The following is a 16,149-nucleotide window of genomic DNA, read 5'->3' as shown; positions in this document are numbered from 1 at the left end:
ACGGCTTGAGTTTTTTCATCTGTACTGTACCTGGTCATAAAAAAACTGCACCTCCAAATGTTAGATGTGTCTAACAATTGGGGTGCAGTTCAGAACAGGGCGGTTTATTTATGGTGGAGCCTAGGGGCTACGCTCGTCTAACTCGCTGCTCTTTTATCGTTCTCCGCTAGTGAAAAAATTACCCATTTCTTTTCTGGTACTATTACTAAAACTATAGCAATGATTTAGTGTCTACTTGACAAGGAGCACTTCAACTGCCTGGTGTCTTCTGTTCATTTAGGCTGGAACTCGATGGATTTCCATATCAATTTCAAATCAAGTCTGATCTCCGCCATCTGTACCATATTGAAAATCCAAGTGAATAAAAGGGTTTTATTTCACCGTTTCACTCTTTACCAACAAAGCCACCGACTCCACATGCACCGTATGCGGGAACATATAGCACTAGGATGTTGGCTGTTGCAATCTGCAGAAACCTTGATTTGACGGGCTTTTTGCCAATTGGCTTGCGATCTGTTTGGCTGCAATCCGACCGTTTCTGTTGATGTTTTACATCAATTTTACATCAAGGTTTTAAATACACTTTTAAAGTACATGAGTATTAAAATTAGAATACTATCTTCGCATACGGCAAAACACTACTACGAATATAATCATTTATCATAATAGTTGTTTCATGTTCTTCACCAAGTACTTTTTTACTTAGCTTAATTGCCTTGAAAAGCAATTCAATCCCTTCCTTTTGTCTCTTCGTCTGCAAATAAAATACAGAAAGTGAATAGTAAGATTCAATAGTATCCTTATGTTCGTCTCCAAAAACATCTTTTGTATAATCCAACGCTTGAACTAATAATGGCTCTGCCTTATCAAACTTCATTTGTGCATTATATAACACGCCTAGATTATTTATGGAATTAATTGTTTCAGGGTGCTTAGTCCCAAGTATTTTTTTCCTAATTTTAAATGCATCTTTAAAAAACGGTTCTGCTAAATCATACTCTTCTAAGCTCATGTACAAATTGCCTAGATTAGTATAGGATGCTGAAAAATCAATATGCTCTTCTTCCATATACTCCTTTTTTAGTTTTATTGATTTTTCGAGCATTTTCATCGCATTTTCATATTCTCCAGTTTCAGTTAAAACCTTACCTAGATTGTTATAAGTTGTTGCAATTTCGCAAGGGTCCATAGAAAGAATTTTTTTTGAGATATCTAATGATTCATACAATAAAGGTTCTGCCTCATTAAAACAGTGCATTTCCATATAAAAAGTAGCTAAATTATTAAGAGAGATTGCTACATCATAATGTTCTGAAGTAAAAATAGTTCTTCTAATGTACAATGAATCTTTAAAATATTTTTCAGCTAAATTGTATTTTCCTAGTTTTGTATACACATTTGCTAAAGCATCAAAGATACTTGCAGTATTCTCATTCTGTGTTCCAGTAGCATTACTTTCAATTTCCAATGATTCAATCAATAAGATTTCGGCTTTTTCATATTCGCCCAAAGTAGTCAATATCACACCGAGATTTCCCTTTGAGGTTGCCACAAAAGAACTTTCACTTCCGTAAAAACTAGTTTTTATATCAATCACTTCGATAAGTAATCTTCTTGCAGTTTCGTATTTACCTACAACTTGATAAAGTTGAGCCAAATTATCTTTCAAGGTTAGTAAAAGCTTACCTTTAGCACCGAATATTGCTTCGCAAATTGCTATCGAGCTCAAATATAACTCTTCAGCTTCTGCATATCTACCTTGATCTTTATACAATCCGGCTAAATTGTTTTTTGTTATTATAGTATCTTTTGAATATATACCGAAGATTTCTTCCCTGATTTTTAAAGCTTCCAGATACATACTTTCTGCCCGTTTAAAATCATTAAGTACCATATTAAAAAAAGAACCAAGTTGATGATATAAAAAGGATACTTTACCTATCTCAATTTTATGACGATTCCCATGATTGGCTATTGAATAAATTTGATCAACCATGTCTTTGTATGTCATCCAACTTTTTTTGTCCTCAAATTCATAATCTAAATGATCATAAACTAGATTAACTAAAAAGCCTATCCACTTCTTAGAATCAGTAGACATTTGAATAACTTCTTGTAATAATCGATGGATGCTTATTTTGTTTGATGAACACTTAATAAGCGAGTACTCTTTTAATTTACATATTATTTCATTGAACTCTAGCACATTATTAACCTTATCTGATAATGGATTATCCAAATGCTCTGATACAGTGGTGAAAAACTGTATATCAACGCTGTCGGCATATAAAAATGCTAGGATATCTAGCAATTGTCTAGAACTTTCATCATGTATTTTATCCAATGAAACTACCCATGTTGTTGCAACTGAATAATTGTATTTTAAAGGTGGATACTTTTTCAAAATTTCAATTCTAAATTTATCAAATAGATCCTTATATTCACTATAAGTGATACAGTTATTTATTATGTATGCAGAAGCTTGCTCCAAAGCTAAAGGAAGATGACCTAATTCAACAAGCAAAGTGTCTAAACCCGATTCATCTTGCAACTTAGTCCGTTTTCTCATAAAGATAGGAGCTTCTAATTCACTAAATACATCGATCTCCAAAACCTTACCAAATTCATTCCAATTCGTATTCCTAGAAGTAATTATTATATGTCCTTGCGGATGTATTGGTAGATAATCATATACTTGCTCTAGAGTCTCTGCATTATCAAAAATAAATAACCATTTTCTATTTTGACTTGTCCAACTGTTTACTGAGGATAATATTATCTCAGAATCTTCAACATCCCTTTCAATAAATCCCATTTTATACGCAAATTCCCTATATCCCTCAATAATCATCTTAGGATCTTCTGCCTCAATCCACCAGACAACATCATACTCAAAACCACAATTATACGCATACTCTAAAGCTAATTGAGTTTTCCCGACCCCTCCTGTACCAGTTAGTATTTGAGAAAAACTAGAATTATCATGTATAGTAAATTCAGTATTAATTTCGTCGAGGATAATTGATCTTCCAGTAAAATACTTGTTCCGCATTAATTTTATATTATTTACAGGTAATTCTCCGCTATTTCTTTTTTTTTTTGTACCTGGAAACCCCTGTGAATTTCTAGCTCTTTTTGATAAATCAACTCCATCTATTAGTTTAGTTTTTGCAATTTCCTCTTCGAGGCCAAATAAATCTATATAAACTATTTGTTTAAGTAAGCCTTTCGGTTTATGATCACTTATCCTAACTGGAATTAACTTTGACTTTTCGCTTGTAGGATCTTCTGCAAAAGCTGCTTGCCACTCTGACTGGGTATAAAGAGATTCATAATATTTTTCTGACAATATTGCAATTGTTCTCTTACAATTTATTGTAGCTGTATGCATAGATTGTATAAAGTTAGTACCTGGGGTAAAATCCCATGCTTGAACTAGAGTGGTATATCCCTTTTTTTCCAACTCTTCTGCAACCCACATTGCCCAACGTTCATCTACACTGGTATAGCTAATAAAGAAGTCTCTATCATCACTTTGCATATGATCTCCTCCTGAGTAATAATATTGCGTATTTTAAATAATCCATCAATATATGTGCATCCCAATCGTTAATCTAAATATTTCTTTAACTGAAGGTTTTAGCCCATCCAGAATCGAAGCCAACGCTATACTCTTGGCAAACGCCCTCTCATCTTAAGATTTCTGAAATATACTCAACAACAAATGACTTCTTTGTTTTCGTTAAATATGAGTGTCTAATTAATTCAAGTTTCTCATTTTCATTATTCTGTTTTAGATATAATAATAAAAGTTTAATTTTGTCCTCAGGATAAGAAGGAATGCATTGAGAAAATAACTCAAATATGAGAGGTATTGTGAAAATATTATTCTCTGGTTTTGTAATAAGTCGTTCACAGTAGTCAACTACATGGTGAGTTCCAAAAGAACTAATCATGTACTTAAAGCTTATAGATAAATTTGTAGCAATCAACTCATTTATTGTTGAAAAGTTATTTATTATATTCACTGCCTGTTGTATTAGCTTAATATTTTCAATCCCATTACTCTCTTTTGAGCATTTTTCTATTAATTGAGTCCAAAACTTTAGCACTCTCTCTACTGCATCACTTTTTGAGACGCCCTTTACCAATTGTTTCTTTTCAATATTATAAAAATATCTAACCATTACCTCCATAATTGAAATATCAAAGATATCTAATATTTTATTTATTAACTCAACTTTAGTTTTCTCTTCAAAGCCGTTGATATAACCGATAGCAATGTGAATTCCTAGTTTTTCCTTAATATCTTTATCTACAAAACCTTTATATTCGATAGCTTCTAGATAATTATCAACCATTAATTCATAAAACTCATAATAAACAACTCCAGAATCGAGGTAACCTGTCATAAAATACTGCCACATCTCTTGATCTGGTTTAATGGATTTTATTTTCTGTTTTGTCCATTCCAAATCAACATAAGCAAAATTAGCCAGGTATTCTCCAAAGATAACGAAGCTATCAACACACGATATTTCCATTAGATGTTCTATCGTGGTCTTAACTTTATTTCCCCATAGTACTTCATAATCTTCTATTGCTACTCTTTTTACTTTCAAAGCTAATTCAAGCAGGGTCTTAACAAACCTTCCCCCTAAAGAATTTAAGGAGTAAAAAGAAATATCTTTGTTACTAAATAACACATCCTCAACTTGGGAGAAGTCTATTCTACTTAAACATGAATCAATAATATTATAGATTAATTCGAACTCACTTTTTGTAAAATTGAATTTGTCATTAGCTACAAGAGCAATAATAAAGTCATATGACGCTTTTAAGACACTTTTGTGAGTCATGAGATGACTGTTATCTTTTTCTATTCGAAAACTCCCGTCCCAAAATCCATCATTTGAAATATAAAGAATTAAAAAATCAAGGATTTTATTGTAATTTAAATCAATATTTTGTTTTACTAATACGCTGAATCCATCTAATAAATAATAAATAAACTCATACTGCAACTCATTGAAATGTCTGAGATCATCTATGAAATGATCTGGATAACTGATTAAAGAACTTTTAATTTCCGAACCAAAACCACGATAGGATAGTTCTTTAAAGTCGTCAGAAAATCTGTTAGTTTCTCTAAAATTCTTCATTTTGATAACTAGTTCACTAATGGGAATATTATTTATTTCTTCAGCAGAAAAAGGAGATATTTGTTCTATTGAATGAACTCCAGAGAATTTAATGGCGGGAGAAAGTTCAATATCAACACCAGTTATACTCTTAGCTTCAATCAACTTTTCTTGGAAATAGGGAACATTACTTAGAGCCAGATAACGCTTTTGTTTCCATTTTAGTTTAAAGTGTTGATCGTCTCTATCGTGAAGGAAGTATTCGTTTTTATTAATTATTTCATCAACTAACATATAGTACTTTGAGTCGATCTCAATATTGAATAACTCAAATAAACGCTTAGTTTCATCATCGTAGATGTAACTTCTAAATATGTAATCAAATAATTGAACTTCATTCTCCAACAACCTTAAAAAGGAACTTCTTAACAAATCCCATTTTTCAACAATCAAAAAGATGCCTAACTTTTTTACTCGGTCATAGTTACTCTTCAATAATTTGGATACTAATAAATTATATACATCGTATTCTAATTTAGACTCCATTAAGCAGACCTTCATAAAGTGATTTATATAATCGTCTACTTCAAATAAATAATCTTTTTGATCGAATATAGATTCATATGCTCCTTTGTTAAATAAATCATTATATAAAAGTCTAACTTGCATGGTTAACTCCTGGTCACTCACATCTTCGAGGGAAGGTTTCAAATTATCAATAATAAAATCCGTGTCTATCTCCCTCGTCTCAAATACCTTCTCCAATGTGATATCATGGCAGGACACCTTAAGCATTTTATCATTAATATTTTGAATAACTATAGCATGCCCGTTTGCCTCTCTCGTAGAAGATTCAACAAAAAGCTCGTTTTCCAGTAATCCTATTAAAAATTCACAACATCTCTGTGGGTCAAATGAAAATAAATAAAGCAAATTATCTTTGTTATTTGTCAGTAAATCATCTAATACATAATTATTTCTAGAAAAAGAACTAATAGTTTTTTCAAGGAATTTCTCGAATGTAAGTAATGTCTTTTCCGGATCAGATAATAAATATATTAATAGTTCCGATTCGACCTTGTCTAAAATAAAATCCAGCCCAAATTCACAATCTAGCCAATAATCCAAAAAATCATTTATATATTCAACAGAAATATTGGATAAAGGAATGCGTTTTATAATTTCAACAGACTGATTAAAAACTCTGAAATTCTTAGATGTTTCAGCAGCTTGCAAAAGAACAGTTAATATATATAGAATTTGATTTTCATCATGGCTACTTACTAATTCGTTCATTATCGAAACTACATAATTCAGAACATTCCATTCTTCAATATAATTACCTTCTGATAAAACAGGCACATTAGGTTTGTCGAAAAAACCTCGACTCTTCAGTAAATCAAGCCACTTAACATCTTTTTTTTCAATTAGCTTTTCAAAAAAATAAGGCTCTAGATTCTTATGTTTTCTGACAGACTCAAGGGCATTCAGTTCTTTTTCAGAGAATAGGTTCATAGAAACATCTCCTCAATTGCTTTTAAGCCAACTTTTAATTCCGTGATTTCATCATTCTCTTGATAAGTACCTTTGGATAAATTAAGTAAATGGTCCAACACATCTTCTAAAACATCGTAGCCCTTTTCTGACATATTACACGGAATTACACTTACACCAAAATTATTTTTGTAATAGTCTGACAAATAGCTCATCTTTAGGAAATCATCTGAATAGCAAGGAAGTACCATATATCTATTATTGCAATAAGACTTAGAGTCTTTTATTGTCCCCTCAAATAGAAATTGAAGAATTTCTATTTCCTCCAAACCATATCCCATAAATAGAACGACAAAATCTTTTTCACTGAATATCTCTGTCATAAAATTGGAGTATATGTCTCTCTTTTTCTCATGTAGATTACCGTTGAGACCATATCTTTTTATGTAATCGCCATACGAAATAATCATTGTTGACACATCTTTCACACTACCATGAACATGAATCACATTCTGGGGTTTCAATATTTCCTTACTGAACTCACTAATATCCAAGTACACTTTTTTATAACCGATATCTGGGGTCTTGCTTTCGTCACCATCATCACTGACGATCGGCCCATCCTCTGCAATTAAATCTAGAGCATTATCATAGTTAGTGGTTAAGTATATAGCATTTAACTTGTACAATTTTTCATATAATCTTCCGCTTAAAACTGTGCTTTTGTCCGTCTCAAACCATAGTTTATAATATCCCTCAAGCTGCTTATCTAGAAGATTCTTCTTTCCGATATACTCACACACAGAAAGTATTTTTTTTGTATCCTCGGTTTTTAAAGCCTCTTTTGTTTTAAAATTCATCGAGGTCATTTGGCTATTTTTATAGATAGTCTCTAAATATCTAATTGCAAAGTCTCTCCAACTTGGCAAGCCGAGATGAACAGACATACCCGCACCAACAAATATAATAAGTTTCCCACTATTTAAAGCCTTTAATATGGGATGAGTGTTGGTTAGTGTATCAAAAATATAGGTTTCTATTTTTTCTCTAGTAAACTCTAAATCCATTAGAAATCACCTTGTTTTATGAGATTAGTGAGTAGGAGTATCGTTACTTATTTCGACATTCCAATTAGCTTCACCTTCCTATTTTCTGTAAATACTACTATTTTTAATGGTTACTCCTACAAACTTTCCTTATTGAAGAAACCTTATTTATATAGGTTGGTTTCATCAGCTTAAAGCATTGCATGTACGGGGGATTTAGAAGCCTGATACAGGCCTCGTAGAGTATATTAAAAGCCCCCTTAACAGATAAATCTGTCCTGTAAGCCTTTATGTAGCTCCTCCAACGCTGTTAGACTGTATCAGCCGCCTTTGTTACTTTTTGTTTCCTCCGGTTAAGTTCACGGTAGAGCGACCTCTTACTTACCTTTGTCATCTCTTCTATTTGTGTTACTGTAAATTCCCAGCTATCATGTAACTTGAAGGGGAACTTAGTCGTCTGCCCCAGCTGGCATATTTAATTATGTTCTTTGTATTTTTTCTTTAATTGTTTTTAATGTTTTAAATCAAATTAAAAGTGGGGACCCAACGGTGTTATTCAAGAAAAAACGCCGGGCTTATGGCTGACGGTTTGAAGTTTTTAAGCACTTAAGTTTCTAGCGGCAGATGTGTTAATATCAGGATCGAGGATTAAATTTGTTTTATCCTCGTCTGCAATCAGCTCAGTTTTCCCAATACTTTTCTCTATATTAATTTGAGTATTATTCCCCTCTGAGTTATCGGGCAAATTCAATATCTTATTTGCAGAATCCATTATTTTATTTAAAACTCCCATAATAAATTCTGTACTATAACCGGCCGCAAACATGAGTACATTTATTTTTGATATTCCTAAAATTTCATCACCATTGTATAAAAACAGACTCATAAAAACCACTGGAAATAGAATTGCCATTAATAATCTAACATCCTCATTCTTGTCCAACGCTTTCGAAAACACTCTTGATAACGCACCGATTATCCCTATGAGAACATATGAACAAAGATTAAGTATATTTTCAGATAGAAAATCAAGCCAACCTATATCTGATTGAAAATGTAACCCTGTTCTATAAAAAATAGTAACTAAACCATAAAATAAAATGCCATATGCCGAAAAGTAAAAGGCCCGATTATCTTTTTCCTGTTCGAAAGATTTTATCTTTTTCTTCAGTTGAATAATTTCATATTGAATACGGATAAGTTTTCTCACGCTGATTTTTTGTTTAGTTAACTTTATTTCTATTTTTTCACACTCTTTAAAATGTTTTTTACTGTATGTACTTTCATCCTCTAATAAAATCCTAAGTCGAACAACATCTTCAATTATTTTTTCCTTTGTCAAATTAGACAATCTAGTCACCCCAAAATCCATTATTTATAAACCAATTAAATCATATTAACTAAGTTCCCTACTACGACAATGAACACATCGCATTCTTCACACTTTTCTGACTCCAATTCCAGATTTATTAACTATAATCTAAATGCGAACTGCAAATAATCACTAGATAGTCTACATGTTTTTTTAGATCTATAAGACATAACTACTGATCAATCATCAAAGTTGAACGCCACCTTTATAATAGATTGCAACATGAATAAAATGAAAATATTACCTTTTTATAGGATCATAAATATATTTTCATTCGTAAGAGAAGAAGCTCAGGCGCCAGAAAAGTTAGACAGTATCCGGTTAGTAATGGGAAAGCTGACACTTTGTAGATCATGATATCGTAAACCTCCGAGCAGGTGCTAACGCTCATTATTTTAATATGTGACTGAGCGGTGAGCATCTTCAGAAATTCAATAAATGTTTAATTCAGCTTATTACAATTTACGCAGGAATTATTTACCGCTTGTTTCGACTGTTAATCTTACTGTACTGTTAAAACAAATCAACCACCACAGAAAAATTTATCCGTATAGGATGAATTTGTTTGTGGTGGTTTTTTTTCTAATCAAATATTTTTATGAAGCAGTAGAACTGATTAATGTTGAACCGCTATTTAGGATATGGGGTGTTAGTGTGAATCCAAGAATTAATTGAATCTCTATAAAATAAGATTCTTCTTCGTACTCTTACAAAGGGAATTTGATTTTCACGTACCATTGTATAGATACAGTCTGATGAAACACCAAGATAATCAGACAACTCAGTTACAGAAAATACAGCCTTCATTTGAAGCTCAGCTTTTTGAACGGTCGAATTTTCATCACTGCTATCAGCAACTGTGCCAGATTGATACTTTTCTTTCCCGACACCGACTAGCAGTTGTTCTTCCATTTGTAATAATGTTTTTAATAATTGAATTCTTAACAAGTCGTATTCTCGCATAACGTTCCACCCTTTTTTTAATGTGACTATCAAAAAAAGTTCTTTTTAAGAGATCTTTTAGGGTGTAAAGTACAGTCCCTTTTTAAAGAAGTTCTATTGCCTTACATTTTGAATCAAAAACTACATATTTTTAGGGAAGTGTGGTGAGAACCCTTGACCTTTCAACTGGCCCTTAACACATTAATCGCCCACTCTTCGTTGTTTAGTCAATTACTCACATTTATGAGTAACTCAGCATTCCATTCTTACCAAGGTTATGATAGATGTGGTGAATATTAATGAATATAAAAGATGAATTTTGGGATCAGCCGGTACGTAAAGCACAAGAATTGTTGAATACTACAGATAATAAAAGTAGATCGGAATGTCGCAGCTATATACTTGATGCGAACTATCGTTTACTTTTCCGTATTCAAATCTATAAATCACTCTGGGAGCAGCTACTTCTGTATCCAGATATTTTTTTCCGAAGACAGCTGTATGCAAAATCGTTTGGTTTAAGCCAACAAATGATCAAGGAAGAAATAGGAGTTGCATCAGGAACTGCTCACAACCTGTTAAACGCGACTCAGGAACCACCTCTCAGTGTCGTTCATTCCTATGCAGTCATGTGCAACGTTCCTTGGCAAACGATTGTAGAGGAAAACCCTGATAAGAAGTATTTTTCTACTCCGACAGAATATTGGTTTAACGGAGCGTCCGTTGAAAAACGAATCGATGAACTTAATGAAGAGCGAAATCAGGTTCAGAGCATACGAGGTTACTGGATCATTGATCCCCTTTCACTTTTTGAAGGGGAGAATCGTCCCATTACAGCAAGATGGGTGAGAAGCTATCCAGAAATAGAGTATCTCGAATTCCATCTAAATCACGAACCCCCACTCTATCCTCAAAAAAGAACCAACATTAAGAAGATGTTTCCGTTCGCAACACATCTTGTGACAACCTATACGCCTTTGCAACCACTTCATAAACGGTCCTTCTGGATAGTAGGACCAAAACAAAAAAAACAGACTGCATATGAAGAATTGTTAAAAGTCATCGAAAAGCGACAGTACACCGACGTTACCTCTCTTTAGAAACTGCTTGCATTACCCTCCATTATGTTGGCTTTCTCATGTTGATGAGTGATTAACTACAACTCATCAACATGGTTAGGCTAGTGCTAACAAACCTAATGGAGGCTACGCTTATGAAGAAACAATCTTCTGATACATCCCCTCATTTAGAAAATCAAAACCACCTTGAAACCCAAGAATCTTTTCGGCAGAATTTTTCTTTTGCCGAAAAGATTCTTGACGTTCAAGGTATGTTTCCCACCCTCAGTGACGATCATGATATTAGAAAAGTCACGCGGGAGAAGGTGGAACATATGCTTTATGCCAAACAACTGATATCTGAAATTCAAGAAGACAAGGCCTATCTAGGGGCAAAAGGTATTAATCAATGGATCTGGGAGAACAAAGTACAAACTGAAATATCCCAAAGCTTATTACGAGAGTATTTAAGTCGTAGTATGCGCAATGCACCCCATGTCTTTTTCAGGAAATTCCAACTTACTCGCAACCTGGTGCTTCACACTGCAGAACTTTTTGAGATCGCACCTTCTCAGATTGAAGATGGACACTTGCTTGATCCCAAGACCCTTCATCAGGGGTTCGAACATCTAGCGAAGGATGCGTACACATCAACTCTATTCCACTTTTTAATGCGAAGATCCATTCAAAGCGGAAAGTTAGAAAAGATCTTCCCATTCTTTAAAGCATCAGACAAGCAGACAAATATGCATCCGAGAATCCTGGGCTTCCAAATGCATATGGAGGAGAAAGGATTTTCTCGTAAACATATTCGAAACACATCTACCCACGTCACCCAGCTCTTTGTTTGGCTTTGTGCAAACGTCCAGACATTTAAGCAAGCAACTCCTGACACAATCTCCGTTTTTCAAATTCAAAATGAACATTTGCTGATGTACCGCACCTACAAACTAAGGCTCGTAAGGGATGGAGAATGCAGCCAAATTTCATTTACACATAGTATATATGCCATTCGCTCATTCTATCATTTTTTACATGAAAGATTTGGCTTTGAGTCCCCTCTACAGCGCTTCCGTTCCATTAAGGCACCTCGTTACAGCCCTCGTGAGCTTCCAACGGATCAGCAAATCGTGGCCTTTTTTCAGGTGGTGGAGCAGTACGCAAGAAATCCTGTCCGTGAACAGATTGGGTATCGATTGATGTTCCATCTGGGGCTCCGATTATCTGAAGTGGCTCATATCAAATGGTGTGATATTAATTTAGGAATACGAACGATTGTTATCCATAGCAAAGGTAAAAAGAGTCACGTTTTACCATTGGCCGAAAAACTTTGTTCCCTTTTACAAGAGCTTCAAACTCAGCCTAGAACAACCTACCTCCTGGGACAAAGAATCTCTACGATTAAACACGATGTATATGAATATTTCTTACTTTACGCGATGATCACCGGTTGGCCGTTTCCAGGCGGCGTTCATATCTTCCGTCATATGTTTATTACGCGCCTTGCCTATAAAGGCATCCTCCCGCAAGCGATAAAAGAATTAGCCCGTGTACGAATGCTGGATACTGTAGGGTTATATATTCATATGGCGTACCGAGACGGACACATGATTAGTCAAATTGATTTGCTCCAATATGAATAAGAAGGGGATACATGTTATGCCTATATTTGATGATACGATTGCCAATGATATCGCTTTTGAAGAAAACCTACTCCAACTGGCTGATCAATACGGACCAGATACGTTTAAACGCATGTTGCAGCGCCTGTCTCCTCAAAACCATGCTGATGCAATAAAAATGAAGGAATCGGTTCTGCTGGATGTTGCGGTTCTCCATTATTACGAGAGTGATGCGTTTCAGAGCTTAGCAAAAACCTCGCAACAGGCATATCGCTATGAAATGGATTTATTCTTACGATATTGCGAACGCTCAAAAGGAGCAAACCCAAACATCAAGGAGATTTCATCTGCAGCCTTTTTAAACGATTATTTAGCCCCTGTTCAAAAACTGAATACACGTAGCAAAAAAGCTGCTTTTTTAAGAAGTTTTCTGGGAGAGGTTTTTGCTCACTTTTTCAAGCAGGATATCCGAAAACTCAAACGGACCCTCTCTATGGAAATAGATCAAAACCGTGAGCCACGTGCGTTTACCAAAGAACAGTTGGATGAGCTGCTGTGCCTAGTTCGACTCGGCCGCGAAGCTCACCGCAATTTCACCATTTTATGGACCTTTTTAGGTTCGGGTATTCGGCTAAGCGAATTGTTACATCTACAGATTGGTGATATTGTTTCATCCCGGCAAGAGATCCTTGTACGTGGAAAAGGAAAAAAGGGATATAAACAGCCTAGCAAAATAACCAAATCCTCCCTTGAAATACTGGGGACATATGTGAGCTTTCGGTACCATGGCGTAAAAGACGCGCAAGATTATTTAGAACGATTTATTTTTTCGGATGACAGAGGGAAATCTCCTCTACACGAAAGCACGGTTCAGAAGATGTTTGCTGCCTTGATTGATCAAGCAACCTCTATACCCGAATCCGACAAAAAATCTTATCAGCTATCCGTACACTCTCTACGGCATTCCTTTGCTCTTTATCTGCTTGAGTCCGGCGTAAATCTATACACGATCAAGGAACTCATGAGGCATTCGTGGCTGAGTTCCACGGAGGTTTATTTAAAGTTATTTGATAGTATGCTAGTTAAAGCAATCGACCAGCATCCCCTCGCTCAGCTCAAAGCAAGCGATCTCTTTTGAATCAGGAGGCGATCCCTATGGCTTTTTTACTTCAGTCCGCCTACTTCCAGATCTGGAGCAACCAATTCACATTAAGAAGTTCAACCAAACAAAAATATATAAGCGTACTCAAGAAATTCGAAGCCTTCTTACTTGACAATGGTTTTGAAGGCGAACTTGATTTTGATCAATTTCATGCCAGTCGTGAGCATCCTAGCAGATTCCTCCCCATTCAACGACAGGTCTTTGATCGTTTTTTTATGGACTTAAAACATCATGAGCATATGTCGAATATGAATTTAGCAGCAACCATTACCGTGTTACGATGTTTCTTTGAATTCCTGTATGAGGCGGATCTGATTCAACATAACCCACTGCTCGGATATCCTAGGCCAAAATTCGAGTCCCCCATTCAAAACACGGCCTTGTCGAAAGCAGAGTGTCTTGCCCTTCTACAAGCTGCATTACATAAGAGCCCGTTCTACCGGCAAGAGTTTGTGTTTCTCTGGTTCATGCTGATCACGGGTCTTCGACTCTCAGAGGTCCGTTTCCTAAGGCGGAAACGGGTACACTTGGAAACACGGATCGTCCACGTTTTTGATGCACAAAAAACCGAGAAACGACCTGTCGCCCTCCCTAAAGATCTCACAGCAGAACTTGAACGGTACATCCAACATCCTGAATATCTTAAGTATGCTAATCAGGGGGATGAGTACCTATTCCATCAACAAGGAAAAATCATGACCGTCGATAAGATTAAACGGATACTATCTGAGTTAGCTCAAGATGCAGGCCTTGGCAGACATATTCGGCCACATGATCTTAGACGAACAGCAGGATATTTGATGCAGACAGGTGGTATGAGCATCATCGATATTCAGCATCAGCTGCGACATAAAAATGTAGGAACAACGTTGCGATATGTACCACCTTTGAATGATTTGACTAAGATTCTTGAGGATACCTGAGGTGATACCAATCAATATTAATCTATTAAGGTAAGGTCTCACTTCTTCATGAATGGACATAATGACTAATATAAAAATCCATTGTAGAAGGTGCTTTAACTTGGCAAATATCCAAAAACGTGGTGATAATTCATGGTTCTTAACAGTTAATGCTGGTAAAGACGCTAGAGGAAAATACGTTCGTTTCACAAAAACCGTTCATTGCCGAACAAAACGAGAAGTGGAAAGCGAATATGCTAAATTTCGGATGGAAGTCGAGGCGGATGAATATGTATCGCCTCAAAAACTAACATTTGGAGCGTTCGTCAAAGAATGGAGAGATAAGTATGCCGTAAAGCATCTGGGATTCAAGACCTTATACACATATGACTCTAATCTTAAGACCCGAATTCTTCCGTACTTTCAGCATCTAAGACTGGAGGAAATTAAACCACTTCACATTTTAAATTATCTGAATCAGCTCGAAAAGGCAGGTAGCCGTGGAGATAAAAAAGCAGGAGGCTTAGCTTCTGGAACAATCGAAATTCAACACCGTATCTTAAAAAACATACTCAAACGTGCAGTGGAATGGAGAATTATTAAGCGAAACCCGGTTATCGATGTGCAGAAACCAAAGGTCAATGCAAAAGTGATCGTCCCCTATAATGAAACAGAAGTTGAACAAATGCTTCGAGCTTTGCAACGAGAGCCATATCACTGGAAGGTCATGGTTACTTTGGCTCTTACAACCGGATTGCGGCGGGGCGAATTACTCGGGCTGGAATGGAAGCATCTTGATTTCAACAATGGGATTTTGGATGTGTCACAATCACTGATTCATGCTCTTAAAGGTGAGGTCATTGTCAAATCTCCCAAAACAAAAAAATCTATTCGGAAAGTAGCGTTACCAAGTTCTATGTTAAAGGAGCTGAAAGAATACTACGCTTACAGAATGCAAGAACGAAATGACGTTGGCGATTCATGGTATAGCGGAGATTGGTTTTTTATGTTCTCACATCCCAATGGACAACCTTTCCATCATGAGCGTCCCTATCTTTGGTTTCGACAGTTCATAAAGAAAAATGGCTTTCGGTACATTCGGTTTCATGATCTCCGGCATACCTCAGCCACCATTCTGATTAATCAAGGCGTTCATGCTAAGATTATCTCAGAGCGACTTGGACATGGAAGCATCGCCACAACAATGAATATTTATGGACACGCTCTGCAAACTGCTGATCAGGCTGCTGCCGATAAGTTCGAATCGTTTTTTACATCTGATGCACAAGGACAATAAAGAAGACGTACAGAAGTTTTGATATGCTCCCATCATAGTAGACAGTAGAAAAAACGAAAACTTCTACTGCTACAATGATGGGAGTTTTTCTAATGTCTAAAAGAAGTCCAGCA

General features: G+C 35.5%; 10 protein-coding genes. 5 read left to right on the top strand and 5 right to left on the bottom strand.

Going from position 1 to position 16,149, the window contains the following annotated elements; translation table 11 throughout:
* Positions 1-607: 607 nt before the first annotated feature.
* The 5 genes from M2444_RS33165 to M2444_RS33515 form a co-directional block, all read right to left on the bottom strand.
* The gene (locus tag M2444_RS33165; protein WP_280789100.1) at positions 608-3,541 is read right to left on the bottom strand and encodes a tetratricopeptide repeat protein; all 2,934 of its coding nucleotides are present in this window, start codon (positions 3,539-3,541) and stop codon (positions 608-610) included.
* A 148-nt stretch (positions 3,542-3,689) separates the two neighbouring features.
* Positions 3,690-6,656: a hypothetical protein gene (locus M2444_RS33160; RefSeq protein WP_280789099.1), complete on the bottom strand. Its 2,967-nt coding sequence runs from the start codon at positions 6,654-6,656 to the stop codon at positions 3,690-3,692.
* On the bottom strand, positions 6,653-7,702 hold the full coding sequence (locus M2444_RS33155; RefSeq protein WP_280789098.1) for an SIR2 family protein: 1,050 nt from the start codon (positions 7,700-7,702) through the stop codon (positions 6,653-6,655). The genes M2444_RS33160 and M2444_RS33155 overlap by 4 nt, the downstream gene beginning before the upstream one ends.
* 577 nt (positions 7,703-8,279) lie before the next feature.
* Complete coding sequence (locus M2444_RS33150) at positions 8,280-9,032, bottom strand: hypothetical protein (RefSeq protein ID WP_280789097.1); 753 nt, start codon at positions 9,030-9,032, stop codon at positions 8,280-8,282.
* 651 nt (positions 9,033-9,683) lie between these two features.
* Positions 9,684-10,016, bottom strand: coding sequence for an excisionase family DNA-binding protein (locus M2444_RS33515; protein WP_339189497.1), 333 nt, complete (start codon positions 10,014-10,016; stop codon positions 9,684-9,686).
* Positions 10,017-10,294: 278 nt separating this feature from the next.
* Between M2444_RS33515 and M2444_RS33140 the strand changes: the two genes are divergently transcribed.
* The 5 genes from M2444_RS33140 (at position 10,295) to M2444_RS33120 (ending at position 16,036) form a co-directional block, all read left to right on the top strand.
* The gene (locus M2444_RS33140; RefSeq protein ID WP_280789096.1) at positions 10,295-11,095 is read left to right on the top strand and encodes a hypothetical protein; all 801 of its coding nucleotides are present in this window, start codon (positions 10,295-10,297) and stop codon (positions 11,093-11,095) included.
* A gap of 113 nt (positions 11,096-11,208) precedes the next feature.
* Positions 11,209-12,696, top strand: a complete 1,488-nt coding sequence (locus M2444_RS33135; protein WP_280789095.1) for a tyrosine-type recombinase/integrase — start codon at positions 11,209-11,211, stop codon at positions 12,694-12,696.
* 16 nt (positions 12,697-12,712) lie between these two features.
* Positions 12,713-13,813 (top strand): tyrosine-type recombinase/integrase, encoded by a 1,101-nt coding sequence (locus M2444_RS33130; protein WP_280789094.1) that lies wholly within the window; start codon positions 12,713-12,715, stop codon positions 13,811-13,813.
* Positions 13,814-13,830: 17 nt separating this feature from the next.
* The gene (locus M2444_RS33125) at positions 13,831-14,760 is read left to right on the top strand and encodes a tyrosine-type recombinase/integrase (RefSeq protein ID WP_280789093.1); all 930 of its coding nucleotides are present in this window, start codon (positions 13,831-13,833) and stop codon (positions 14,758-14,760) included.
* A 100-nt stretch (positions 14,761-14,860) separates the two neighbouring features.
* Positions 14,861-16,036 carry a tyrosine-type recombinase/integrase gene (locus tag M2444_RS33120; RefSeq protein WP_280789092.1) on the top strand — a complete coding sequence of 392 codons (1,176 nt, stop codon included), beginning with the start codon at positions 14,861-14,863 and terminating at the stop codon, positions 16,034-16,036.
* Positions 16,037-16,149 lie beyond the last annotated feature (113 nt).

Source organism: Paenibacillus sp. PastF-3 (assembly GCF_029893135.1).
Classification (GTDB): domain Bacteria; phylum Bacillota; class Bacilli; order Paenibacillales; family Paenibacillaceae; genus Paenibacillus_AQ; species Paenibacillus_AQ nitricinens.
Note: the sequence above shows the minus strand (reverse complement) of the source record. Positions and strands in the feature narration are given on the sequence as shown.